Origin of the sequence: Paenibacillus sp. UNC451MF (assembly GCF_000686845.1) — a bacterium.
In the GTDB taxonomy this organism is placed as follows: Bacteria; Bacillota; Bacilli; order Paenibacillales; family NBRC-103111; genus Paenibacillus_S.
Genome location: NZ_JMLS01000014.1, coordinates 1 through 25,707, shown reverse-complemented (window position 1 = coordinate 25,707; position 25,707 = coordinate 1). Strand labels below are relative to the sequence as shown.

At 45.2% G+C, this 25,707-nt stretch carries 26 protein-coding genes and 1 riboswitch; of the genes, 22 read left to right on the top strand and 4 right to left on the bottom strand.

The features are described 5' to 3' along the window. Window positions 1–12: 12 nt before the first annotated feature. Entirely contained in the window at window positions 13–903 is an 891-nt protein-coding gene (locus tag BP97_RS0116340) for an AraC family transcriptional regulator (RefSeq protein WP_028550051.1), read from the bottom strand. A 117-nt stretch (window positions 904–1,020) separates the two neighbouring features. Between BP97_RS0116340 and BP97_RS38910 the strand changes: the two genes are divergently transcribed. Beyond that, window positions 1,021–2,907, top strand: a complete 1,887-nt coding sequence (locus BP97_RS38910; RefSeq protein ID WP_051620656.1) for an ADP-ribosylglycohydrolase family protein — start codon at window positions 1,021–1,023, stop codon at window positions 2,905–2,907. Between the two features lie 189 nt (window positions 2,908–3,096). Further along, entirely contained in the window at window positions 3,097–3,315 is a 219-nt protein-coding gene (locus tag BP97_RS36575; protein WP_156043235.1) for a hypothetical protein, read from the top strand. Between the two features lie 457 nt (window positions 3,316–3,772). Here the strand turns inward: BP97_RS36575 and BP97_RS0116325 are convergent, their stop codons facing one another. Next, window positions 3,773–3,982: a hypothetical protein gene (locus BP97_RS0116325; protein WP_028550049.1), complete on the bottom strand. Its 210-nt coding sequence runs from the start codon at window positions 3,980–3,982 to the stop codon at window positions 3,773–3,775. A gap of 186 nt (window positions 3,983–4,168) precedes the next feature. Here BP97_RS0116325 and BP97_RS41045 point away from each other — a divergent pair, with 186 nt between their 5' ends. The 10 genes from BP97_RS41045 (at window position 4,169) to BP97_RS0116280 (ending at window position 14,445) form a co-directional block, all read left to right on the top strand. Continuing rightward, entirely contained in the window at window positions 4,169–4,483 is a 315-nt protein-coding gene (locus BP97_RS41045; RefSeq protein ID WP_051620655.1) for a MerR family transcriptional regulator, read from the top strand. Then, on the top strand, window positions 4,408–5,229 hold the full coding sequence (locus BP97_RS36570; protein ID WP_231506319.1) for a class I SAM-dependent methyltransferase: 822 nt from the start codon (window positions 4,408–4,410) through the stop codon (window positions 5,227–5,229). The genes BP97_RS41045 and BP97_RS36570 overlap by 76 nt, the downstream gene beginning before the upstream one ends. A gap of 243 nt (window positions 5,230–5,472) precedes the next feature. Further along, window positions 5,473–6,153 (top strand): SDR family oxidoreductase, encoded by a 681-nt coding sequence (locus tag BP97_RS36565; RefSeq protein ID WP_051620653.1) that lies wholly within the window; start codon window positions 5,473–5,475, stop codon window positions 6,151–6,153. Between the two features lie 60 nt (window positions 6,154–6,213). Then, window positions 6,214–7,020, top strand: coding sequence for a 6-carboxytetrahydropterin synthase (locus BP97_RS0116310; protein WP_028550048.1), 807 nt, complete (start codon window positions 6,214–6,216; stop codon window positions 7,018–7,020). 40 nt (window positions 7,021–7,060) lie between these two features. Then, complete coding sequence (locus tag BP97_RS0116305; RefSeq protein ID WP_028550047.1) at window positions 7,061–9,604, top strand: EAL domain-containing protein; 2,544 nt, start codon at window positions 7,061–7,063, stop codon at window positions 9,602–9,604. 347 nt (window positions 9,605–9,951) lie between these two features. Then, window positions 9,952–10,332 (top strand): hypothetical protein, encoded by a 381-nt coding sequence (locus BP97_RS0116300; RefSeq protein ID WP_028550046.1) that lies wholly within the window; start codon window positions 9,952–9,954, stop codon window positions 10,330–10,332. 227 nt (window positions 10,333–10,559) lie between these two features. After that, complete coding sequence (gene gatC, locus BP97_RS0116295; protein WP_028550045.1) at window positions 10,560–10,847, top strand: Asp-tRNA(Asn)/Glu-tRNA(Gln) amidotransferase subunit GatC; 288 nt, start codon at window positions 10,560–10,562, stop codon at window positions 10,845–10,847. 30 nt (window positions 10,848–10,877) lie between these two features. Continuing rightward, the gene (gene gatA, locus BP97_RS0116290; protein ID WP_028550044.1) at window positions 10,878–12,335 is read left to right on the top strand and encodes an Asp-tRNA(Asn)/Glu-tRNA(Gln) amidotransferase subunit GatA; all 1,458 of its coding nucleotides are present in this window, start codon (window positions 10,878–10,880) and stop codon (window positions 12,333–12,335) included. Window positions 12,336–12,362: 27 nt separating this feature from the next. Further along, window positions 12,363–13,808, top strand: a complete 1,446-nt coding sequence (gene gatB / locus BP97_RS0116285) for an Asp-tRNA(Asn)/Glu-tRNA(Gln) amidotransferase subunit GatB (protein ID WP_028550043.1) — start codon at window positions 12,363–12,365, stop codon at window positions 13,806–13,808. Window positions 13,809–13,971: 163 nt separating this feature from the next. Beyond that, on the top strand, window positions 13,972–14,445 hold the full coding sequence (locus BP97_RS0116280) for a GNAT family N-acetyltransferase (protein ID WP_028550042.1): 474 nt from the start codon (window positions 13,972–13,974) through the stop codon (window positions 14,443–14,445). A 32-nt stretch (window positions 14,446–14,477) separates the two neighbouring features. On the opposite strand, the gene BP97_RS36560 is transcribed toward BP97_RS0116280, so the two are convergent. Further along, the gene (locus BP97_RS36560) at window positions 14,478–16,178 is read right to left on the bottom strand and encodes a hypothetical protein (RefSeq protein ID WP_036746043.1); all 1,701 of its coding nucleotides are present in this window, start codon (window positions 16,176–16,178) and stop codon (window positions 14,478–14,480) included. Between the two features lie 214 nt (window positions 16,179–16,392). Between BP97_RS36560 and BP97_RS0116270 the strand changes: the two genes are divergently transcribed. From BP97_RS0116270 to BP97_RS0116240, 7 genes are all read left to right on the top strand, one after another. After that, window positions 16,393–17,082, top strand: coding sequence for an MgtC/SapB family protein (locus BP97_RS0116270; protein ID WP_028550041.1), 690 nt, complete (start codon window positions 16,393–16,395; stop codon window positions 17,080–17,082). An 84-nt stretch (window positions 17,083–17,166) separates the two neighbouring features. Beyond that, the gene (locus tag BP97_RS0116265) at window positions 17,167–17,775 is read left to right on the top strand and encodes an RNA polymerase sigma factor (protein WP_028550040.1); all 609 of its coding nucleotides are present in this window, start codon (window positions 17,167–17,169) and stop codon (window positions 17,773–17,775) included. After that, window positions 17,720–18,193, top strand: coding sequence for an anti-sigma factor family protein (locus BP97_RS36555; protein ID WP_036746041.1), 474 nt, complete (start codon window positions 17,720–17,722; stop codon window positions 18,191–18,193). Before BP97_RS0116265 ends, BP97_RS36555 begins: the two co-directional genes overlap by 56 nt. A gap of 61 nt (window positions 18,194–18,254) precedes the next feature. Beyond that, window positions 18,255–18,881, top strand: a complete 627-nt coding sequence (locus BP97_RS0116255) for a hypothetical protein (RefSeq protein WP_028550039.1) — start codon at window positions 18,255–18,257, stop codon at window positions 18,879–18,881. A 22-nt stretch (window positions 18,882–18,903) separates the two neighbouring features. Then, entirely contained in the window at window positions 18,904–20,154 is a 1,251-nt protein-coding gene (locus tag BP97_RS0116250; protein WP_028550038.1) for a DUF4097 family beta strand repeat-containing protein, read from the top strand. Window positions 20,155–20,257: 103 nt separating this feature from the next. Further along, entirely contained in the window at window positions 20,258–20,692 is a 435-nt protein-coding gene (perR, locus tag BP97_RS0116245) for a peroxide-responsive transcriptional repressor PerR (protein WP_028550037.1), read from the top strand. A gap of 150 nt (window positions 20,693–20,842) precedes the next feature. Then, a complete protein-coding gene (locus tag BP97_RS0116240; RefSeq protein ID WP_028550036.1) occupies window positions 20,843–22,585 on the top strand; it encodes a glycosyl hydrolase family 18 protein in 1,743 nt (580 codons plus the stop codon). Between the two features lie 80 nt (window positions 22,586–22,665). On the opposite strand, the gene BP97_RS36550 is transcribed toward BP97_RS0116240, so the two are convergent. After that, the gene (locus tag BP97_RS36550; protein ID WP_036746039.1) at window positions 22,666–23,013 is read right to left on the bottom strand and encodes a DUF2614 family zinc ribbon-containing protein; all 348 of its coding nucleotides are present in this window, start codon (window positions 23,011–23,013) and stop codon (window positions 22,666–22,668) included. Window positions 23,014–23,129: 116 nt separating this feature from the next. On the opposite strand from BP97_RS36550, the gene BP97_RS0116230 reads away from it, so the two are divergent. The 3 genes from BP97_RS0116230 to BP97_RS0116220 all read left to right on the top strand — a co-directional run bounded on the left by BP97_RS0116230 (window position 23,130) and on the right by BP97_RS0116220 (window position 25,303). Next, on the top strand, window positions 23,130–23,999 hold the full coding sequence (locus BP97_RS0116230) for a nucleotidyltransferase-like protein (RefSeq protein WP_028550035.1): 870 nt from the start codon (window positions 23,130–23,132) through the stop codon (window positions 23,997–23,999). A gap of 50 nt (window positions 24,000–24,049) precedes the next feature. After that, a riboswitch (TPP riboswitch) is annotated at window positions 24,050–24,186 on the top strand. Between the two features lie 90 nt (window positions 24,187–24,276). Beyond that, window positions 24,277–24,477: a sulfur carrier protein ThiS gene (gene thiS / locus BP97_RS0116225; protein WP_028550034.1), complete on the top strand. Its 201-nt coding sequence runs from the start codon at window positions 24,277–24,279 to the stop codon at window positions 24,475–24,477. 52 nt (window positions 24,478–24,529) lie between these two features. Continuing rightward, a complete protein-coding gene (locus BP97_RS0116220) occupies window positions 24,530–25,303 on the top strand; it encodes a thiazole synthase (RefSeq protein WP_028550033.1) in 774 nt (257 codons plus the stop codon). Window positions 25,304–25,707 lie beyond the last annotated feature (404 nt).

Sequence of the window (25,707 nt, the reverse complement as noted above, 5' to 3'; positions counted from 1 at the left end):
CGTGCGCCACTTCTACCCCATCGGTTCCTTATTTCGATAATGCTGAGGTGCGACGCCTTCGATCTTTTTAAACATCCGGCTGAAGTAAAAAGGATCTGGATAGCCGACTTCTTGGGCAATTTCCTGAACACTTTTATCTGTACTGCGAAGTAGGTATTTGGCCCGTTGGGTTTTAAGCTGGTGGATGTAGTTGTGGATGTTCGTTCCAGCATATTTTTTAAACACCTGACAAAGATATTCGTATTTTCGATCCAGTATACGCTCTAGCGTTTCTTTGGAAATGTCCGAATCGTAAAAATTGTTCAAATGGTTGACTAGCTTGCGGAATGTGAGGTAAGACGTGGGGAAAGCCGTATCCAAATGGCTTTGCTTCAAAAAATCACTCGACATAAGCCCGAGTATTTGGCCAAGCAACAGGGTGGCATGAAAACGAAAATAGCCCTTCGGTTCGTTCATTGTCACCACTAACTCTTCAAACAAGCCGAGCAGCTTATAACGCTGTATGGAATGAAACTGACGGGGTACGACAAGCAAATCCTCATGAAGGATTTCCGTGGTTCTTAGCTCCGTCCGTTCAGCATGGACAATATTAAGCTCGGATGCCCGATCCAGCACGAATTCATTGAGGCAGGGATCACAGGAAAATTGCACCCAAAAAAACTGACCCTGTCGTTCATGGGAATTCCATCCGGAATGTGTCTCCCAAGGCATCATAAGCAATGATTCGCCGGCTTGTAAGCTCATACGCGATTCGCCAGTCTGCAAATGTACCGTTCCGTCGGCAATGACGATTAGTTCGTAATGTGGATTGTGATGCTGGCCGAAGAAATGGAGGTTATTTGCATCGAAGAGATCCGCCCATTTAACGTCTAGCGTAGATAATCGAGAAAGAGAATAGTACATGGCATGACATCTCCCGATGTTTATTCTTTTGAAAACAAAACTATGTACATGGCACTACAAAAGAACCGCTCCTATACTAAACTTATTACTATTATATCAAACAATGGAGGTTCTCACATGAATACAAGTATTTTAAACGAACAAGATTACTATCGGATCGTTTACGGGGGATGGCTGGGGAAAAATATCGGGGGGACGCTTGGGGCACCAGTCGAAGGTAAAAAAGTGCTGCTTGAATTGACCTTTTATCCGGAGCTGCCAGACGGTCCGCTTGAGAACGATGACTTGGATCTGCAATTGGTGTGGCTGCACGCCTTGGAGCAGTATGGTCCGGGATTGACCGCCCGCGAGCTTGGGCAAGAATGGTTGGAGCATATCTTTTTCCCGTTTGATGAATACGGTTATGCCTTGACGAATCTGCGAAGAGGTTTACTTGCGCCGGTTGCAGGCTGGTTCAACAATCCTTTCAACAACTGTATGGGTTCACCTATTCGTTCTGAAATTTGGGCAATGGCGGCACCTGGAGCACCGGAAACTGCGGCTCATTATGCGTATCAGGATGCGATTGTAGACCATGCCGGAGGGGAAGGGGTATATGGTGAAATGTTCTTTGCCGCTTTGGAAAGCGCTATTTTCTTTGAGAAAGACCGGGATCGGTTGATTAAGATTGGAATGAGCTATATTCCTGAGGATTGCCGTACCGCCAAAGCGCTGAAAGATCTGCTCCGTTGGCATCAGGAAGGGAAGAACTGGACCGAAACGCGCTTGCTCATTCTGGAGCACCATGGTAGCGACAACTTCACAGATGCTCCGCAAAATATTGCATTTACGATCCTTGGATGGTTGTATGGTACAGATTTTGAAGACGCCATTTTGAAAGCCGTCAACTGCGGTTATGATACGGATTGTACCGCAGCAACGCTGGGTGCGATACTGGGAATGCTGCTTGGACCGGAAGGCTTGCCTGCCAAATGGGTGAAGCCAGTTGGTGACCGAATCGTTGTCAGTCCTCCGATTAAAGGATTCCCCGCTCCTAAGAATTTGGACGAGCTGACCCGCCGCACGATCTGTATGGGCAAACAGATTCTTGCCGCTTGGAATACCGGAATTATAGTGCATTCTGACCTTCCGACTTCTTGGAACCGATTGGTAGCTGCGGGAGAAGCAGATGAAACGATAAGGGAGCTTTGGGAGAGAAAGGTGACGTCCAATCTTTACTTGCTGCCGCAGGGAACGAAAAGTTGTCCGGACGCCGAGTTATTCATCGACTTCGGAACTGATGGCCCAGCCATCGGAGTGGGTCAAAGTAAGGTACTGCAGTTTACGCTGACGAACCGTTCACTTACCCCAATTTATGGCAACATTGCTTTGGAGCTACCTTCAGGATGGGAGGGGCCGACACCACTTGATATTAGACTGCAGCCAGGCGAATCCTTCCAGTGGGACACGGAAATCTTGGCTGGGGCGGTAGCAGCCGCAAGTCATGAGCTTGCTTTTCGCTGGACCCGAAGTCATGACCATGCGGTATGGGCCGTTCAGAAAGTGACTTTCGCAATGGTCAGCTCATCCAGATGGATCGTCTGGGGTCCAGATGGCGGAGCGGGAAAAGAGATGTATGTTCCAGGGAATCGAGTGGAATGGGAGAAGGCTCTTGGGTTAAATGTTGGGTTGATGGCAGACGGAATGTACCGCGCTCAAACGACGCTCACTAACCCGATCGAACGCAAAGTTCGACTTATTGCAGCGGCGAATAGTCCTGTAACGCTGAAGTTGAACGGACAGATTGTGATAGAGTGCAAAGAAACGTTGGAATTCATGCCGGCGTATCATCGTGCTCCACAAGAACAATGGGTGGAGTTAACACTAGAAGCTGGAAGCCATCAGATAGAAGTAGAAGCTTTCAGAAATGGCTGTTCTCTAGAGGTGTACATCTTGCCGGTAGCACTTCGCGACACAACATCACCTGGTCCTTACTATTACTATACGGATATTTTGTTGGGGTGAAACATGAGAATCGATGCGCATCAGCATTATTGGAGAACAGAGCGTTGAGATTACGGTTGGCTGACTCCGGAACTGGGTATTTTATATGCGGACTATTTACCGGAGCAGTTGCATGAAAAACTGGAGTTTTATGGATTTACAGGGACGATTGTAGTGCAAGCTGCTCCCACGCTAGAGGAAACTGAATTCATGCTTTCATTATATGAAAAGTATGACAGCATTGCCGGGGTAGTCGGCTGGCTGGACTTGGCTTCGCCGGAATTTGGGAAGCAATATGCTAGATTCCGCAAACATAAAGGCTTTGTGGGGTTTCAACCGATGCTGCAGGATTTACCTGACCAATGGCTCCTTCAGACTCAGGTCAAATCTCAACAACTGATTATTCAGCTAATGGGAAACGAAAGTTGAATGAGACCTGTAGATAGTTGTTTGTAAAAGTACTTCATAACCAATTTGTAATTCTACGTTGTTCCTTCGAAGAACCGCTTCAAAACTTTATTTGTTAATCAATTTCACAAGAAAAGCCAGTAAACCCTTGAGTTTACTGGTTTCTTGCACTTCAAAACATAATTGTCACCCAACAAATCTAATAATCCAAAAAAGGGAGGCAGCACAAAGCTACGCTCCATGAGATTTCTCGTGATGTCGCAAACACGGGAGAGGGAATCCAGACAAAAAGAAACCACAGCACGAGGTTTAGTCGCAATGTGGTAAAAAAATTCTTATTTCTTTTCAAGCTGATGATCGTGTCTCAATTTCGGCAGAGAATAGCCGCCGGAAGGGTTCTCGATGGCTACGGCATTGCCTAGACTCTGCGTACATTGGGTTATAAGATATAGAGATTGCTACCTCCATTAATAATTTATCAGCTGAAGGCCCATATAGCATAAACGATATAACCGCCTGCAATGGTAATGACGTAATAAATAGAGAGTCTCAGAAAAATTTTGCCCGTACTCTTGTCGTAGGAAGGGTTTCCTTCTTTATTTTTCTGTGACATCCCGACGGCTATAGTGGCAATAAGCCCGAACATGCCTACAATAAATATAAGAATGAACAACACAGTTAGATTCATAGATTCACCTTCTGCGAATTAGTTTCATTAAATACTGATTTTATTTTACAGGAATACAGTCTATTCGAAACCATCCAATTGGATGATCTTATACCCATCCAGTTGCTACAATTCGTTCACATGTCGGACAAAACCGGTAGCATCAACCGTATTCATTATATTTTATGTCAATAGAGGAGGCTGTGCATGAAAATCAACGAGCTCGCCAAACGTCTAGACGTGACGCCGAGAGCAATACGTTTTTATGAGGAGAAGGGCTTGCTGCAGCCCGAGTATGAAGAGAACGGATACCGCCGATATACGGAGGATGATGCTTGGCGTCTTCAAACGATTGCTGCGTTTCGAGAAATTGGGTTTGGCATTGAGGAATTTCCAAGCTGCTTCATTATGCGGATAGCGGTGACCGGGAGACGTACCGGCATTATTTGGAGCTTCAGCGTGCCGTATTGTTCGATCAGTGGGTGGAGTGGAAGCAGCTGCTTGCTGCAATGGACAAGCTAATCGACAAATCGGAGCATTCGGCGCCTCTTAGACTGGACGATCTTTTCACACTCGCTGATCACATCAAGCAGTTGAAGATAACCCGTTCTTCCTGGGAGGATCGCTGGGGCTTTGATATGCTTGCAGAACGGTTTGACCAAGGCAGCTCAGGGGACCTAAGCCCCTTCGGCTGTTTAGCCTCTATCGAAGAGTACGAAAGAGCGCTGGCGTATACCGTTCAGTGGATAGCCCCTGAAGCTGGTGAAATGGGGCTCGACATCGGAGCGGGAACCGGAAATTTGGCAGGGAGGCTGCAGCAGGAGGGAGCGAGCATGTTCGCTGTGGAGCAGTCAAGGCAAATGCTGGCCAAATGTCGTGGCAAATATCCGGATATTCCGGCAAAGCTGGGCAATTTTTTGGCGCTGCCTTTCTTTGAGGGACAGTTCCATTTTATTGTGACGAATATGGCCTTCCACCATTTGAACGAGGAGCAGCAGCTGCTGGCGCTTGAAGAGATGAACCGGGTGCTGAAGCCTCAAGGGAGGATTGTCATCACGAGTCTTATGTTCGAGCATGCTGAAGCCCGTGTGGAGAGGCTTTCCGAGCTGGAGATGTCAGGCAACAAGGAGCTTATTATGGAGCTCGACCGGAAGTACCCGTCCGACCGTTCGCTGCTTTTACAGTGGTTCCGTGGGCGAGGCTTTATTACTGTTCAGCAACAGATTAATGAATGGGTCCATATGGTCTATGCTGTCCGCAAGCATTAACTGTCGATTTTGGGGTCCAAGATAGAACAGCTTTCCTCTAAAAATGACTTTCCAACCCATTTTATGTAATAAAATATACATTTAATTTAAAAGTTAGCATTATGATGCAGGGTAATATCTACATTTGTCGAAAAGATAAATGGAATGAATACCCTTTTTAAAAATGATTTAGGAATCATTTTTCATAGAGGGCGGACTTCCGCCCATGTCGGCATTTAAATAGTAAGAGGGGGAGGCAGCTTCATGGAACAAAAGATTGCATTAGTTACCGGAGCATCAAGAGGGATTGGTGAGGCTATCAGCCATGAACTATCTAAGAACGGTTACATAACCTATGCCATTAGCCGCGGCGGAAATGAGCGGAATAATGATGATAGACTCACTCATCTACCTATGGATTTGCGTTCGGAGGAAAGCATTCAAGAAGCGTTTAGCATAATTGAACGAAAGCATGGGGTATTGGACGTATTGGTGAACAATGCTGCGGTGATGATCAACAAGCCCTTTGAACAATTCGAGAGGGCAGATTGGGAAGATACCTATGCAACCAATGTGTTTGGTCCGATTCAGTGTATTCAACAAGCCTTTCCTTTAATGAAAAAAAGAGGCGGCAGAATCATCAACATCTCCTCCATTATGACGGAACGGCCTTTGCCTCAATCCGCACTTTACACTTCCTCCAAGCATGCGCTCAATGGATTGGGCGAGGCGCTTTCAGAAGAATGGTATCCTCATCGTATTTTTTTGACAAAGCTGTGCCTAGGGGCGACCTATACCGATATGTGGAAAAATGTAGGGGGCTTTACACAGGATGATATGCTTCAGGTGGAGGACGTTGCCCGGATGGCGGCCTTCATTGCGCAAACTCCGCTGCATGTTCGTATGGATGAAATCAAGATGACTCCACCCAAAGGAGTACTCTAGCATCTCAATTCAACTAAGACTGTAACGTAAACATTCATTCTAAAGACGGGAGCTAAGCACATGATTTATATGAGTAGGAAGCTTCATTTTTCCGCTGCCCATGTTTACTGGGTTGATGCATGGACAGAAGAGGAAAATCAAAGAGTGTTTGGATTATGCAGCAATCGCCACGGTCACGGGCATGATTATGTCCTGGAGATTATGGTCCGAGGGGAGTTGGATCCTAGGTCAGGCATCGTTGTCAACATTACCGATATCGATAAAGTGGCAAAAGAATTGATAGAATCAGAGCTGGATGGCAAGTTTTTGGATCGTGAGCACCCGTACTTTAGAAAACATATCCCGACGACGGAAAATATCGTTGAATATCTTTGGCAAGCACTTGACGGCAAGTTCCCTGACTGTGAGCTGTATCAATTGATTTTAAGAGAAAATCATTATTTGCATGCGGAGAAGGAGCGGGATTCTATGGTTCGTTTAACAAGAAAATATCATTTCAGCGCAGCGCATCGTCTGCATAGCTACTTATTAAGTGATGAAGAAAATAAACGGATTTTCGGTAAATGCAACAATCCTAACGGACATGGACACAATTACTATTTGGATGTGACCGTGCAGGGAGAGCCTGACTCTGTAACCGGAATGATCATGAATTTGGCGGATCTGGACCATATCGTTGACGAATTGGTTATCAAGAAATTTGATCATAAGCATTTGAACCTGGATACGGAAGAGTTTAAAGAGTTGAATCCTACGTCGGACGTAGTCGTAAAGGTGATTTGCGAAATGCTGGCGCCCCGCATTCCTAAGCTATTTAAAGTCGGACTATGGGAAACGGAAAAAAACTACTTTGAATATTACGCATAATAACTTTTGCCTATGACTCGTTTCAGTTGGAGGGATTCCATTGCCTCTTAGAAAAAAATTAGCGTTAACTTTTATTGTTGTAGTAACTATTATTATGGGCTTGTACAATTTTTTGAATTACTATTTTTCAAGGGATCTTTTATTGAAAGACCAAGAGAAGCAAATGGATCTACTAGCTAAACAAATTGGAATCTCCATTGAACAGTCTCAATTTGGCGCTCAATATGTTGAAGATTTGATTGGAAATAAACTTCGTGTTGTAGCTATGGCTGCGCAAAATGCGTTAAACCCGGATATCGACAAGGTTACTAATGAAGAGCTTGTTGAACTCTCGGAAAAATTAGGCGTATCTCATATTACTCTTTTACAGCAAGTAGGCGACGATATTAAAGGAGTCAAATCCTCGGATTCCAAAGAGCTTGATATGAGTACTAAGGATTGGGATTATTGGTTTGTGGCCTTTAGCCAGCTGCTGACGAACAAAAACACAGTAGTGACTCAAGGTCAAAAGCTCCCGAATTTTTGGTCCGGACCTGTGAACATATCCTATTCCGATCCTGATCATGTCGATAAGTGGGGCTATTATTACGATGGGTCAACGAATTACATCATCAACCCCTACATACGCGATACGCAAATCATGAAATTTCAACAAATTCTCGGACCGGAATCCATCCTGGAAAAAATATTGAAAAACAACAAAAGCGTATTGGAGATCACCGGGTTTAATCCCAAAACGTTCGGAAATCCTCCTGTATTTTCAGAAGCTAACGGGCAAAAGTATATCGACCTGGTCAATAGGGACATTCAGTTTGGACAATATGTTTATAAGGAAGCCGACGATGTTCAGAATGTCAGGGCATCCTTCCAATCGGGTAAGTTGATTAGTGTCGTTGCGGAATCTAACGGGAAAAAGATACTGAAAACGTTTATTCCGATCCAATCGGCTAATCCGTATACCATCGGGATCGTTACTGACTACCACATCATACAGGATATTTTAAACGAGCAGTTATTAAATAATATCGTCATTTCATTGATCGTCCTGCTGTTCGTGTTGATCGTCAGCTTTTTATTGGCGGCTTACATTGTGCGTCCTATCAATCACATACTATATAAAGTGAATGAAATCGCAGAAGGTAACTTTGGTGCCAAAATTGCCATTGATCGCAACGATGAATTAGGCTGGCTGTCTAAGCGGGTCAACACCATGTCTATGAACCTCCAAACCTATACGCAGGAACTGAAGGACAAGAATGCAGAGATTGAATTTCGCGCTAATTATGATTTTCTGACGGGTCTTCCTAACATCCGATTGTTTAATGAGCACTTCACGAAGACGCTGGAATCGGTGAAAAAGGACGGTTCCTCCATCGCGGTTCTTTTCTTGGATTTGGACCGGTTTAAGTGGATCAACGATACGTTTGGTCATTCTAGTGGAGATTACTTGTTAAAAGAAGTTGCCCAGCGGATCGCAGGCATTGCCGGAGGGAATGAGATGGGCTCACGGATAGGCGGAGACGAGTTTGTTCTTCTACTGCCCGGCTATTCGCGGGAAGCGACGGAAACGAAGGTAGGGCAAATTTTGCAGCTGCTGTCTAGACCCGCTTTATATGAAGGACAGGAGCTTTCCGTAACTCCAAGTATCGGGATCAGTATGTTCCCGTGCGATGGTGAGGACATTGATACGCTTGTCAAAAATGCTGATATTGCGATGTACCGCGCCAAGGAGCAGGGACGCAACAACTTCCAGTTCTACGCGCTGGAAATGAAGGACAAGATCGTTAGAAGGGCTGCTCTGGAAAAAGGATTGCGTAAAGCGCTTGAGCGCAATGAGTTTACGCTGTTTTATCAGCCTCAGGTTGATTTGAACACTGGGAAAATCGTTGGTGTAGAGGCGCTCGTACGATGGATTCATCCAGAGAACGGTCTGATCTCTCCGTTAGAATTTATTCCGTTAGCCGAAGAGACCGGCTTGATAGCCCCTATGGGCGAGTGGATACTGCATACGGCTTGCAAGCAAAACATGCTGTGGCAGGAGAAAGGCTTTCCGCCTATGCGGGTATCCGTGAATCTATCGGCTCGCCAAATTCAACAGCAGAATCTCGTCGATTATGTCCGGCATGTGCTGGAAGAGACCGGGTTGGAGCCGACGCTGTTGGAGATGGAAATTACCGAGAGCATTGCTATGTACAATGAAGATTACGTTATAGGAAAATTGAATTCCTTAAAAGAATTGGGCATTCAGATAGCTATCGATGATTTTGGAACTGGGTATTCCTCTTTAAATTATTTGAACAAATTTCCAATTGATACATTGAAGATCGATAAATCATTTATAAGCCAGGTCAAAGATAAGTCCGATAATATGGAAATCATTATGACTATCATAGCCATGGCCCGCAATTTAAAGTTAAAGGTCATAGCTGAAGGCGTAGAAACGATTGAACAGCTTCATTTCTTGCAAAACAACAAGTGCAACGAAGCCCAAGGTTATTTTTTCAGCAAACCGTTGTCAGTTGAGGATTTCGAACAATTATTCGAGCAAATTGCCCGCTCTGCTGCGGGGAAAATTGAAAGCTAGCCTAGGCTCTGCTCTATGCAGACCCTGGGTTGGTAATTGCTTGAGAGTCACACAGCGATAAGCCATGCCGGTTGTCCAATTGGATGACTCGGCTTATTGTGCGTTAACCAAAGAAAGTCTAGGTGAATTCGACTGTTATAAATATAGTAAATCGTTAGGGTGAGCAGCTTGTCTATCATTGCTTAAGCCCAAAAAAGATGCTAAAATTAATAGAATTAATTCATAAACGTATACCGATACTCATGGCTCGAATCATTAAACCAATCTATTATGTTGTTATTTCCAACTCATAATAACCAAATCGGGCATGAATCAGATAGGCACGTTAGTCTTGGGAGGAATGGCATATGCTGCGTTTGGGACAGAAGGTATATATCGTCACAGACAAGTTTGAGCAAAATTTGCCCGTTGGAGATTACGGATACATCATCGCTTATGACCGCAATGCGGATAATGTGTTTGATTATGTGGTCCGCGTCCCTAAAATAAATAAACATTTCTTCGTATCGGCTGATGATATCGAGCTTGAAGAGGTATTGATTCAGCAGGAAGTAGATAGGCTGGAACGGGAGTCGTTGATCGATTTTGCTCTAGCTACTAAGAATGAGGAATTGTTCCGGCGCATTATGAACGGGGATGAAGAGCCGGAGGAACCGGCTGAAGCAGCTAAGGAAGTACAGTCGCAAGAGGATTTTATCAAACAAATCAATTTAAAGGCATGGATTTAATTAAGGGTACATGATGTCCTTATTTATGGGCCAGGCTTATTATGAAACAGTCCTTGTCGGATCCTGTGGGTTCGGTTGGGGGCTGTTTTTTTGTTCTTTTTGCTGCGTTTTTTAGGTTTTAATTAGGTAATTGAGTTCAATATTCATCTGGTTTATAATATAAGGATGAGTTTTCGTCCATTTTGTCGAAAATAACGGTAGTTAGACTAAGAAGCGGGGGGCAGTCGATGAGCATTTCGATTAAAGATGTAGAGCATGTAGCCAAATTGGCGCGACTTGAACTGGGTGATCAGGAAAAAGAACAATTAACCGAGCAGATGAACGCCATCTTAAAATATGCCGAGAAGTTAAATGAGCTGAATACGGATAATGTGGAACCGACCAGCCATCCGATGCCGCTTTCCAATGTTATGCGCGAGGACGTATCGAGACCTTCTCTGCCGATTGAAAAAGTACTGTTGAATGCGCCGGATGAAGAAGACGGTCAAATCAAAGTACCTGCTGTATTGGAATAGCCGCAATATTATTGAAGGGAGGATGCAGTTTTGTCTTTATTTGATCTGAAATTACAAGATATACATAACCGGCTTCATGCCAAAGAACTATCCGTCTCCGACTTGGTGAGCGAATCCTATAACCGGATCGGACAAGTAGAGGATAAGGTGAAGGCGTTTTTGACGCTGGATGAAGAGAATGCCCGTACAACTGCAAAATCATTGGACGACCAGCTTGGAACGGATAAGTCCAGAGGTTTGCTGTTCGGCTTGCCGATTGGAATCAAGGACAATATTGTGACCGACGGTGTTACAACGACTTGTGCGAGTCAATTTTTGCGTAATTTCCATCCGGTTTACGACGCAACCGTAGTCCGGAAGCTGAAAGAAGCCCAAGCGGTTTCTATTGGTAAGCTGAACATGGATGAATTCGCCATGGGCGGCTCCAATGAGAACTCCAGCTTCCATGCAACATTCAACCCATGGAACTTGGAACACGTTCCAGGAGGCTCCAGCGGTGGCTCTGCTGCGGCTGTTGCTGCAGGTGAAGTTTACTTCTCACTCGGCTCTGATACAGGCGGTTCGATCCGTCAGCCTGCTGCTTATTGCGGTATTGTCGGATTGAAACCAACCTATGGTTTAGTATCTCGCTTTGGCTTGGTAGCCTTTGCTTCCTCCTTGGACCAAATCGGTCCTTTGAGCAAAAATGTTGAAGACAGCGCCTATTTGCTGCAAGCTATTGCAGGTCATGATTCGCAGGACTCAACGTCCGCGAACGTGGATATTCCTGATTACTTGAGCGCCCTTACAGGCGATGTAAAAGGCCTGCGAATCGCTGTGCCGAAGGAATACATGGGAGAAGGTATCGATCCCAAAGTTCGTGAAGCGATCGTCAATGCATTGAAAGTGCTCGAAGGGCTTGGTGCCATTGTGGAAGAAGTGTCGTTGCCTCATACCGAGTATGCAGTGGCTGCTTATTACTTGCTTGCTTCTTCGGAAGCTTCGTCGAACCTTGCCCGTTTTGACGGCGTTCGTTATGGTGTCCGTGCAGAGAATCCGAAAAACCTGCTGGATTTGTACCACAAATCGCGCAGCGAAGGCTTCGGTTCTGAAGTAAAGCGTCGGATTATGCTTGGAACTTATGCACTGAGCTCCGGTTATTACGATGCTTATTACTTAAAAGCGCAAAAAGTGCGTACATTGATCAAACAAGATTTTGATCAAGTATTTGAAAACTATGACGTTGTTATCGGACCAACAGCTCCTACTACAGCCTTTAAAGTGGGCTCCCAGGTTCATGATCCGATGACGATGTATTTGAATGATATTATGACCATTCCGGTTAATCTGGCGGGAATCCCTGCGATCAGCGTTCCTTGCGGACTTGCTGACGGCATGCCGGTTGGCTTGCAAATCATCGGGAAAGCGCTGGACGAGTCGACGATTTTGCGTGTGGCGCACGCCTACGAGCAAAATACCGATCACCACAAGCAGCGTCCTCAGCTGTAACAGAATAGATGAAAGGAGCAAGCCAGCATGTCAGCAACCCAAACGAAATATGAAACGGTCATCGGACTGGAAGTCCACGTTGAACTTCACACGAAGTCCAAAATTTTTTGCGGATGCTCCACGGAATTCGGTGCTCCGCCGAACACTCATACATGCCCGGTCTGCCTAGGCTACCCCGGCGTACTGCCCGTGCTGAATAAGCAAGCGGTGGAATATGCGATGAAAGCCGCTATGGCGCTTAACTGTCAAGTTGCAACGGATAGCAAGTTCGACCGTAAAAACTATTTTTATCCGGATTCGCCGAAAGCCTACCAAATTTCGCAATACGACAAGCCAATCGGAGAGCATGGTTGGATTGAGATCGAAGTGAATGGGGAAACAAAACGAATCGGCGTTACTCGTGTTCATCTGGAAGAAGATGCAGGGAAGCTGACCCACGTGGACGGCGGATATGCTTCATTAGCCGACTACAACCGTGTAGGTACTCCGCTGATAGAGATCGTGTCCGAGCCGGATCTTCGTTCTCCTGAGGAAGCTCGCGCTTATTTGGAGAAGTTGAAGGCGATCATGCAATACTGCGATGTCTCCGACGTGAAGATGGAGGAAGGCTCGCTTCGCTGCGATGCGAACATTAGTATTCGTCCATACGGACAAGAGAAGTTCGGAACACGCGCAGAGTTGAAGAACATGAACTCGTTCCGCGGCGTGCAAAAAGGTCTAGAGTATGAAGAGTGGCGTCAAGCCGATGTATTGGATGGTGGCGGTGAGGTTGTGCAGGAGACGCGTCGCTGGGATGAAGCCCAAGGTAAGACGCTGACGATGCGCAGCAAGGAAGAGGCTCACGACTACCGTTATTTCCCGGACCCGGATCTGGTTCGCTTATACATCGACGATGAGTGGAAGGCGCGTGTTCGTGACAGTATTCCTGAGCTTCCTGACGCTCGTAAAACTCGCTATGTTACTGAGTATAGCTTGCCTAGCTATGATGCTGAGGTTATTACCTCTTCGATTAAAGTGGCAGACTTCTTTGAAGAAAGCTTGAAGTACACCAAGGATGCCAAAGCCGTTTCTAACTGGATCATGGGTGACTTGTTGGGTTATTTGAATGCCAATAACCTTGAGCTTCAGGATGTTAAGGTTACAGGCAAAGGCTTGGGTGAAATGATCGGATTGATAGAAAAAGGAACGATCAGCACCAAAATTGCTAAAACCGTGTTCAAAGCAATGATTGAAACTGGCAAAGCTCCACAAACAATCGTTGAGGAGCAAGGTCTTGTTCAAATCAGCGATGAGGGAGCTATTAAAGCGGTTGTTGAGCAGGTCGTTGCTAATAATCCGCAATCGGTTGCCGATTTCAAGGCAGGCAAAGATAAAGCTGTTGGCTTCTTGGTCGGACAAGTCATGAAAGAAACTAAAGGAAAAGCGAACCCTGGGCTTGTTAACAAGCTTATTGTGGAATGCTTGAATCAATAATCCATAAGAACAGTTTCCGTTTTCATTAGATGCGGAGACTGTTTTTTATTCTGGAACAAAATTTAACAAGCTATAGGAATGGGAACGATTGGAATGAAGGGGCTTCTGTTGTATACTTCAGCTAGAGCATATAAAGATACTGCCAGCGAGGTGAGAGGACCGCATGATTCAACCGATTGATATAGACGACAACCAGCAAGTATTGGAGCTATTGATGCTGCAGCAATTGTCTTACCGAGTGGAAGCAGAACGGATCGGTTTTGAAGACATTCCTCCGTTATTCGATTCTCCCAAAACGATTCGGGAATCGGGTGAGCAATTTTTTGGTTACTATGATGAACAGCAGTTGGCAGGTGCCGTAGCTGTGAAGCAAAGCTCCAAGGAACTGATCATATGCCGTCTGATGGTCCACCCGTCTTTTTTTCGCCGCGGAATCGCTACCCGCTTACTTCAATTTGCCGAACAATTTGCCATTCCAGGAATGATGATTAAAGTATCGACCGGTACGAACAATGAACCGGCTGTCCTACTGTACGGCAAACATGGGTACGAAGCAGGTCAAGTGCTTGAGATAGCTCCGAATGTAACGCTTACCGTATTTTATAAAAGAATGCCATATGTAAAAGAAGAAACGTGATGCGAAAAAGCCGCATCACGTTTTTAATCGTTCTATATACTAATAACATACTCATCCCAACGAATGGTCTGACCATTAATCGTTGCTTCACTGTTCGGCGCCGTGCCAAGCCTAAGCTCGTCCTGCTTTCTTGTTGTGTATACGACTTCAATGCCGCCGTTTTCTTCTTTCTTTTCGACGAAGTTCAATTTGGATTGCTGCATTCTGGCAGCGAACTGCTCCAAACTGAATATACCCAACTGCTCAGCTTCTTTAGAAGCTACAACTTCCATCACGACCCCGTTAGAGCCTCCGACGAACAGACTTGTAATTGAAACCCGATCCGACCGTTCCTCCGTGCTGAAATCATTCATAAGATGAAATGCCGCGTAAAGGTTACCGATACGCCCGAAACCGCTTCGTTTAGTAAAAGACCATTCTCCTTTGGGTAAACATCCGACGAGAGAAGGGAACGCCTCGTTGTCTTCAGATGGAATTTCCCATAACTGAGCGACTGTATCTTGATGAAGCAGTACTTTACCATATTGGCTTTGGTGCCTATCGTCGCCTTCTTTATATTTGGCCCCAGGATGGAAGAAGAAAGCTTGGTTAACCCCTATGGCTGCGGCAGGATCTGTCAGAGGCAGTGTAACGTCCCAGCGCTGCTGCTCATTGTCGAATTCATCTCGACGCTCCCAAATGCCGCCTACAGCATAGTCAGTTGTAACATACGTATAGAGATGGGCTTCTTCCGTTACCTCACCGTCAACCTCAGCAAATCGGATCTTACGTTTCAGCTCCTCTACGGAGCTGCGTTCTACCGCACGCTTCACGATATCCTCGGATACTTCATAAGTATATAGACTTGCACCTTCCAGACGGGTAATGACAGAAGGCATAGGGAAGTCTCCGAACTGGATGTAATCGAGCAGGGTGTTATTGTCCTTAGGACCGTCATGCGGCCATTGGCGAGATTGAGCGCCAACCCAGGCTCCTTTCAAATAATAGTCCGCACGTAGACTCCATAAGTAGTCCAGCATCGCGCTGACCGTTTCACGAACCTCTGCGTCATCGACCACTTCCCAAACGCAGGTGAAGGATTGAATCCAGTGCCAATGCCAAGGCAGAGCGCCATATTCTTTAAAACCGAAGGTTTTCACATGCTGAAGCTGCTGCTTGGCAAATCTCAGTCCTTGTTGGAGAAGCTCTTGATCGTCAAACTGATGACCGAGCAGAAGTTTCAACGAAGTATGCTTCGCTTCGTGGTGATGAATTTGTTTAATCGGCTGACGATACACACTGCTTTGATAAATATGCAGAATCGACAGATTCAGCTCGCTTTTAAGGCCAAGAGGGAGCACATTTTGAAACTGATTATAAAATAAAATAATGAGACAGCCCATCAGCTCTACAGGGAGCAGATTGGGTTTGGCTGCTGCAGGATCGCTACCCAGATTAAGAGGCCAATGGCCATACATCGGGTTGTCGGAATCTTGCACCTGTAGGCTTAATACCCGGCTAATCATATTAGAAGCTAATTCCAATGCGGCTTCTCGCTCATTTTCACTCATTTCGGTAGAAGCTTTCTTGTCAGTGCAATAAGAGAACAAATGAATCGCATAATAGAAGTTATCGCGCACATCGCTATGGAACCAGAAGCCGCTAGGCTGAATAGGCAGCTCAAGTGCTTTGCGCGCAGCAAACTTACGAATGGCATCTTTTCTTTCCGTCAATGATGAATAAAGTGTAGTCAAAGAGAGTTCCTCCGTTCGATCTTTTTACATGTGATGGCTTTAAACGTTTCATCCTTTACATTCTAAGTGTAGCGTCATAGAATGGGAAGTCAACTCCAAGCCTTAAAAACATTTCGTACGTTGAGGATAAACCATGTTAAAATATTCTCAAATGAAACGATGTTTTCTCTTCCTTGAATAGACGCGGTCCACCAAAAAGGAGCTAGAGATTAACATGGCAGATCCGTTCTATATCGATCCGTTTCATATCACTCTGCGGCTGGTTGTTTCGTTGATGCTTGGCGGCTTGATTGGCTTTGAGCGAGAACGCAGCAGTCACGCGGCAGGACTAAGAACCCATATTCTCGTCTGTCTCGGATCTACTTTAATAATGCTTCTCTCCATGTATGGCTTTTCCGAGTTTGCTAAGCTTGATAACGTGCGCCTAGACCCTGCGCGTCTGGCTGCCCAAGTGATTAGCGGCATTGGATTTCTAGGAGCCGGAACGATATTGTACACTGGCAAATCGATAACGGGATTGACGACAGCAGCTTCACTATGGGTCGTGGCAGCGATAGGGCTAGCTACAGGGGCGGGCTTTTATTACGCCTCCGTATTGGCATGTTTGTTAGCGTTGTTAAGTCTTTGGGTGCTTAATGAGGTGGAGAAGCGATATTTTCACGGTAAAAAGCTGCGTCTGCTGAGGATTCGAGCGGATGAACGACCAGGTCTGCTCACGCGTATTTCAACCTCCTTAAGCGAACAAGGACATGATGTTCAAAAGCTTACCGTAGAGGAGAATGAAGGAGAATTTAACTCGATGATCGTGTCGCTCACGGTGCGGCTTGGACGAGGCAAACCCATTACTTCTTTAGTAGAGCAGCTGCAGCACCTTGAAGGGGTCCATGCTATATCGATCGAGTAAATATATTTTTATTATTTTTGAAGGGGTCCTTTATTTTCTGACGTCAAATCATTTATAAAAGAACATAACAAAGGCGGTGAAACGATGGAACAATTGACGGATGAGCAATTGGTCGAACAGATCCGTCAAGGCGATGAAGAGGCTTACCGCTTCTTAATAGAGCGTCATAAGAATTATATCTATACGCTTGTATATCGCCTGGTTGAGCATCGCGAAACCGCCGAAGATTTGACGCAGGAAATCTTTATTAAGCTGTATCGGTCACTGGTACATTTTCGCGGGGATGCCAAATTTACGACATGGGTTTACCGGCTGACGGTCAACTTGGTTACCGATTACCGCCGCTCTCAGCGGCGCAGGCCCTATGAGGCCATGCTGGATAAGGTGAAGAACTGGTTCGGCAGCCGTCAGGAAGAGCCTGAAGCGGCAGCGCTGCAAAAGGAAGAGCAGCAAACGATCTTGAAGATGCTTTCGGAGCTACCGGACAAATACAGGCTCATTCTGTATCTATACCATTACAAACAGCTGTCCTACCAAGAAATCGCCGAAGCTACACAGCTTCCGTTGAAAACGATTGAGACAAGGTTGTATCGTGGTAAATCGCTGCTCAAACAAAAATGGCAGGAGGTACGCAATTATGAACAAACATCATCTGCATCCGGACGATCGTCATCTGCAACGATTTCTAAATAACGCTTGCTCTGAGCTGGAATTGAAGAAAATCGGGCGGCATATTCAAGGATGCCCCGATTGCCGGACAAGACTTCGTGCGTATCTCGAAATGGAATCTTTATTGGATGAAATGCCTCTGCTTCAAGCACCAGAGGATATAGAGGACAAAGTTATGGGAGCTATCGGCAGGGAATCCCGTGAACAGTCCCATCGATTAAGGGAGGCATCCGCTCGCAATGAATCCAAACGCAGGACAAGATGGCGCAATGAACTGGTTCACGGGCTGGTAGCCACCGCCGCGACCTATGTGTTTATATCCTCTGGCGTATTAGGTAAAATCATGTCCATCAATGCAGCGCAATGGGGGGATGACGTCCAGAGCAAGGTTGCGGCAGTAGAATGGATCGTGCAGCAAATCTCTATGCAGCTATTTTCATAGAAAGTCCGAAACTTAAGGGTCAACGGCCACTTATTAACGAAATGAATGGAGGTAAACCTATATGGAAGACCAGCGTAAGCAACCTTTTTTTAATGAAGAAGAGAAGGAAGATGCTTTTTTGAGGGAGCGTATGGAAAAATGGAATCAAACGTCCCCCAATCAACCGCCTTTTGATCCGTTTCGTTCCGTTCCGCGCAAAAGTAAATTTGTAGCTTGTCTGCTTTCTTTCCTTATTCCCGGCACAGGCCAGCTATACCTTGGGTTGATGCAGCGGGGAATGATGCTGATGCTGCTGCTGATTGCTGATATTTTTGCCATCGTATTCTTTGCTACCAATTCAAGCTCAAGCATCCCGTTGATCGTATTATTCTCTTTGTTTGTCCCCGTGATCTATTTCTATAATATTTTTGATGCTCTACAGCAAACCGATAAGGTGAACTCAGAGTGGAGCGGTCTTTATACCGATCCTCTGGGGCAGCCTGGAGTCAGTCCACGGTCTGCATCCAAATTCCTCAAAGGAAGCACGTTAGGTTACTTGCTAATTATTGGAGGCGTATTCTTGTTTCTCGTTAGCAGCAAGCCGGCCTGGCTGAACCGTATTTTTGAACTGCTGGGTTCATCTATTGGCGCCATTGTGCTTATCGTTGTAGGCATCGTACTGTTTTTGAAAGAAAGCACTAAAAAATAAATTCAGGAAGGAGAAAAGTGCTATGCGAAAAGCAGGTCGCTACACGGCTGCGCTGTTATTGGTTTTAGTCGGCGCGGCGGTCATTGCTGATCAGTATATGGGATCGCACTGGACCGCGCTTCTGATCGATTGGTGGCCCGTATTATTTGTAGCTCTTGGCGTTGAATATATACTATTTAATATAAAGTATGGAGATAGCGACAAGCAGTTGAAGCTTGATATCAGCGGTGTTATAGTGGCCGTCATCCTCTCGGCAGTCGTTATAGGGAGTACGCAATCCGCTTCATTGTTTCGTAATTGGTCGGGAAACCTGAATTTAGGAGAGGCTATGCTTTCCTTCACTCAGGAGGGGCACAAGTTCGAGCAAGGAACCACGACTATTACATTAGCAAATGGCGTAGATAAAGTAACGGTTAGGAACCCCTCGGGCAATGTCGTTTTGAAGCAAGGAAGCTCCGACCAGATGCAGATTCAATCCACGGTTTACGTTGCATTGGATGACGAGCAGGAAGCAAGCGAGATTGCCTCGGAGTCACGCTTAGAACAGCGGGTCCAAGGGAATGAATTGACGATTATATCCGAAGGAGCTGAATATGGCGGCAGCTTCTGGCATCAGCGTAAGGCCCGCACGGACCTTGTAATTAGCTTGCCTCAGCAGGTAAAGCTTGATATGGATTTGGAAACGAGCAACGGCAAAATAACGGCTGATCAACTGGTATTTAAGCAGGAGCTTAAGCTAAAGACAACAAACGGAGAGATTCAAGTTTCATCTGTTGAAGCGGCCAAGATAGATTTGGAATCTACCAATGCCCGTATTACAGCTTCGCAGACCAAAGGAAATATGAAGTTGGAAACGACCAACGGCTTGTTGAATGTGAAAAACCATCAAGGGGATGCTGAGCTGTCTTCTACTAACGGAAGTCTTGAATTAAGCCATGTCAGCGGTTCTGTAGCTGCCGAGACTACTAACGGAAATATTCAGATCATCGAAGCGCCACATGAGTTGAAAGCCAATACAACCAACGGCTCTGTAGATGTAACGAGCCTTATCGTTAATGGGGATTGGGATATTGAAACAACACATGGCAACATTAAGCTCGCACTCCCGTCTAATGGTAATTTCACCGTCAAAGGAGAAGGACAAAATGGCAGTATCCAATCCGCGCTCCCGCTGCAAATTGGCAAAAAATCAATCGAAGGCGTTATAGGCACAGGAAAAAACAAGATTCAATTAGAGACGAAAGGCAATATCAGCATTCAAAAGGCCGAATGATGAATTCATTTTTTTCAACTATACGGTAACTTCATTGACAAATGTAAACGAAGCCGCGTAAAATAAATCGATACCCTTTTATCGGATTAGGCGGTGAGACAGCATGGATTCACGATTGGAGCAAGCGTTGCATAAATTGAAATCGACAGGCGTACGCATGACCCCACAAAGACATGCTATTCTGGCCTATTTGTTAAATACGATGACGCATCCTACGGCCGACGAGATCTATAAGTCTTTAGCTCCACGGTTCCCGAGTATGAGCGTGGCAACAGTGTATAACAATTTGAAAGTATTTATCGAGGTTGGACTCGTTCGTGAAATGACCTATGGCGATCATTCAAGCCGGTTTGATGCTGATATGTCAGATCATTATCATGCGCTGTGCGAGGAATGCGGCAAACTGGTTGACTTCGCTTACAAGCCTTTGGACGACCTGGAGAAGACAGCAGGGATAGAAACGGGGTTTGTAGTTAAAAGCCACCGTGTCGAAGTGTACGGAATCTGTTCGGACTGTGCCTCTGTAAAACAACGCTAAACTATTGTCGTAAATTGGAACAATCTACTAATATAAGGTATAATGGACGTGCTTAAAGCCTGCTTGGCAAACAAGTGGCTTTTGGTACGTCTTTTTTGTTAAACTAATACTAGTTTGAGAGATTAATAGAGTCACCATGGGAGTGAAACAATGGAACCGGATTACACGACGAATCATAGATCAGCAAGAAAAAGATCGAAAAAATGGCGTATATGGACACTCCTGTTCGCTGTTTTCTTGGGTGCTGCTGCCGTAGTGTATTGGGATAAGTATGTACCGACCAATAGGCACGAAGACCCTTCATTTGATGGAATCACTAAACCGATCTTCTATAAAGGCAACTTGTCGGAGCAGCCGGCCGTGGGGAAGGAAGAGAGCTTGAAGCTGCCTTTCGCTATAGCTAAGGAATTAATAGATTCGACCATGCTATACGAGGAGTCGAGCGATTCGACAATTATAACGACCCAGGATAAAGTAGTTCGTTTACGGACAAGTCAGCTGACGGGCACTATTAACGAAAAACCATTCAATTTGAAGTTTCCTCTAGAGAAGGTGAATGGGGCTTTGTACCTCCCGATGGAGCCGTTAAAGCAGCTTTACCGGATTGAATTGAGAGAGTCGAAGGACACCGGTGCCGTCATTTTGGTGAAAGAAGAAGATGAGATCCGTTGGGGCAAGACGATATCCTATCCTAACAAACCGGATAAAACGATTCCAATGCGCAAGGAAATGTCAATCAAATCTCCCATCCTTGTCGACTTGAAACAGAATGAGGAAGTGATGATCTGGGGAGAAGAGGAAGAATGGTTCCATGTGCAGCTGACTAATGGGTATATGGGCTACATCAAAAAAGATCACCTCTTATCCGATCACATAGAGAAGGTTCCCAAGCAGGAGCAGCCACCAAGCTTCGTAGCGCCTAAACTGGCGGGCGGAAAGGTCAATATGACCTGGGAACAGGTAACGACTCCAAAAAGCCCGGATACGTCCAAATTTTCGCCTATGCCTGGTTTGAATGTGGTTAGTCCAACCTGGTTTCATATTGACGATGGGCAAGGTAACCTGAAAAATATCGCTGACCCTGCATATATTAAATGGGCGCATAGCCAAAATTATCAAATCTGGGCGCTGTTCAGCAACGGCTTTGAACCGAAGCGTACGACGGAGGCGCTCTCCACATACGATCGAAGAATGAAAATGATCAAGCAGCTGCTCAGCTTTGCTCAATTATATTCATTGCAAGGCATCAATATCGACTTTGAAAATGTGAATACGAAGGACAAAGAGAACCTGGTCCAGTTTGTTAGAGAAATGGTGCCCTTAATGCATGAGCAGGGACTTATCGTATCGATGGATGTGACGCCTAAGTCATCGAGCGAGATGTGGTCTGCATTTTATGATAGGAGATCGCTGATCGATTCCTTGGATTACATGATGATTATGGCTTATGATGAATTTTGGGCGAGCAGTCCTACATCAGGCTCCGTCGCCTCAATCCCATGGGTAGAAAAGAACGTAGTGAAACTGATGAAGGAAGACCAGATCCCGGCTTCGAAGCTAGTTCTAGGTATTCCTTTCTATACCCGTATCTGGACAGAAGAAGTGGTGGACGGCAAAACAAAAGTAAGCTCAAGGTCCGTTTACATGGATAATCCCCAAAAAACGATTAAAGAAAAAAATCTCACTCCAGTATTCTTACCGGAGGCAGGCCAAAACTACGTCGAATATAAGGACGGGGACAAGCTGATCCGAATATGGTTGGAGGACGAGGTTTCCATGAAAGCTAGAATGGATATCGTCAATAAATATCAGCTTGCTGGAGTGGCTACTTGGAGAAGGGGCTACGAAAACCCGGCTATATGGGATCTAATTCGTACGGAGCTTGCTAAATAGAAAAGTTACTTCAACAAAAAAACTGGCTTCTTTCTGCACACATCAAAGTGTGGAAAGAGCCAGTTTTCTTTTGCAAACATTTATAGATTTGCCTTAGCATTAGGATCATGCTGTGGATCCAGCGACAAAATCGTTTTACAAAACATGCAGCGGTCTGTTTTTCCGAGAAGTTTCGTTTGCTTTCCGCACTCGGGACATTCAATTACGGTCGTGCTGGTCGACATCATACCGGCCCAGAAATAAACGCCCATACTTGCAAGCATGGAGATAGCGCCGATAACCATACATATGCCCGCAATAATTTTGCCTGCAACTCCCCAATTGAAGACAATACCCGCTAATCCTACGATCATGAGAAGCATACCGCCCATGGTAAGCAGCAGTCCCCATAAACGGAACTCATTTACTTTACTGGATTTCAATCTCACTGGTGTCACTTCTTTCTTTAGATAAATTGTGAAATTTGTCACTGAAAAATGCAGGAAACCGCCTACTTGTGTAGAAATAAGATGTATCATGTAATGTTATGTAGGAGGCTACGGCGATGAACGCCTTAAAGGAACAAAGGATTGCCAGGCTCCGGGAAGACGAAGCAGTCATGAGTATATTGGCGGTCGATAATCCGTCGATGTTTTCTGCCATCACGGACGGATTCGATCTCCTGTTGCTAGTCATTGTAAAAGAAGGCCTGCAAACCGATCAACAGTATCATTATATAAAAGACGACTGCCGTATACAAGAAAGATGGTTTGGACCTTCCGCAATTCAACAGCTCATTTTGCATGGAGAGCATCGCAACCTCATTTACTGGATCTTAAAGGGAGAGATTCTTCTGGATCGGAATATGTATTTAGAAGGTTTGCGGCATCGAATGCTGGAGTTTCCATCGGACATGAGAGAACATAAGCTGCTCATCGAGTTCTCCAAGTTTTTACGTAAATATATGGAGAGTAAAGAATATATTTTGGAGGATCATCTGCTTGATGCTTATAATAACATTCTAGAAGCGCTGCATCATTGGGCTAGGATTGTTATCATTGAAGCGGGGAGTCACCCTGAAATCACAGTCTGGCGTCAAGTGAAGACGATCAATCCCGGTGTATACAAGCTGTATGAGGAGCTTACCTTAAGCAACGAGACGTTGAAGCAGCGGGTTCAGCTCGTTCTTCTGGCTAGTGAGTTTTCCGTCATGTCCAAGATGGAACGGTGCTGTAGACTGTTGATCTCCGTATTATCGAGTCGTGAGGATGCCTGGAGCTTATCTGAGCTTCAGCAATGTGAGAAGCTGACGGACGTACGCTTTGAGCTGCCGATTATCCTTAGCAAACTTGTGAAGAAATCGCTTGCCAAGGAAGTCATTTATACGCTGGACGAGCAGTTATCTTTATTGGAGATACGTTACACTACGAACTAAGTATTTTAAGCGACAAAAACGTTCATTTCTGCTATACTAAATTTTAATTGAATAGCCACTAGGGGAGCCTTTTATAGCGAGGCTGAGATAAGAAAGCTATTTCTTGACCCTTGGAACCTGATCTGGCGTGTCTCTTTTTGGCATGCTTCTGGATGATACCAGCGTAGGGAAGTGGACGGACGTAACAATGCCGGTTTTCGGCATGATTACAAAGTCAACCTCTGCGCGGGGTTGGCTTTTTTTGTGCGATTATAATTGGAAAGCGTGGTGTTATAACGTGAAGCTAACTATTAATGGCGAGGTGAGAGAAGTATCCGACGTGGCCAACGTTGCTGATCTGCTTGCCGCTTTTAAGCTGGAGCAAAAAATACTTGTTATTGAGTTGAATCGAGAAATTATCGATCGCGGTGAATATGCTAGTACTGCTCTTAAAGAAGGAGACTCTCTCGAGATTGTTCACTTTGTTGGTGGGGGCTAATGAGTCATTGCTTCTTTTACTCATAGATTAATATAAATGGAGGGTATTATAAATGAACGATGTATTAAAAATCGGTCCGTATGAATTCAAATCCCGTTTACTGTTAGGAACAGGTAAATTTTCAGCGCTAGATATTCAAAATCAAGCGGTTCAAGCTTCCGAGGCCGACGTGTTGACCTTCGCTATTCGCCGTCTTCCTATCGACAACCCGGAAGCACCTAATTTCCTTGAAACACTTGATTTGAAAAAATTCACCCTTCTGCCTAACACTGCAGGTGCTTATACGGTAGAAGAAGCAGTTCGTATTGCAAAACTGGCTAAGGCTTCGGGCCTATGCGATATGATTAAAGTTGAAGTTATCGGTGATCCTAAGACATTGCTCCCAGATCCTATTGGAACATTGGAGGCAACCAAAATTTTGGTAGACCTTGGCTTCATCGTATTGCCATACACATCGGACGATCCTATCTTGGCGCGCAAACTTCAAGAAGCAGGAGCGGCGGCTGTGATGCCAGGAGCTTCACCTATTGGCTCCGGTCAAGGTATTGCGAATCCGAACCAATTACGTTTTATCATTGAGGAAGCTAAAGTGCCTGTTATTGTCGATGCAGGTATCGGCGGACCAGCTGACGCAGCTTTAGCTATGGAGCTTGGTGCTGATGGAGTTCTTTTGAATACAGCTGTTGCTGGAGCACAGGATCCTGTTCTTATGGCTGAAGCGTTCAAACTAGCCGTAATTGCTGGGCGCAAAGGATTCTTGGCAGGCCGTATTGCTAAAAAGAGATATGCGTCGGCAAGCAGTCCGAACGAAGGAATGATTGAGTAGTAAGGAATCGATAAATATACAGGAAGTACGGTCTGCTAATGGCGATCGTACTTCCATTTTTGTTCTGATAAGGGCTTCGTAATATTTTTTTGAAAATACCCTTGACTTTATATATAAGCCTATGATACATTAACTCTCGCCGCTAAAAACGGCAAGCGCATCTGAAAGAAAGCAAGCTTGATTCAAAAAATAAATTTGAAAAAAAGCTTGCATTAAGATGGGTGAATGTGATATATTAAAAAAGTCGCTGCTAAACAAAGCGACACAAAATGACAAGATGAAAATTACGAAAGTAATAAGGTTTTGTCGAAGAATTGTCCTTTGAAAACTGAACAACGAGTGAATGTTTTAAAGAGAATGAAAATTCTCGCTAGCATTGAATTTTGAGCTTAAGACAAGCTCTG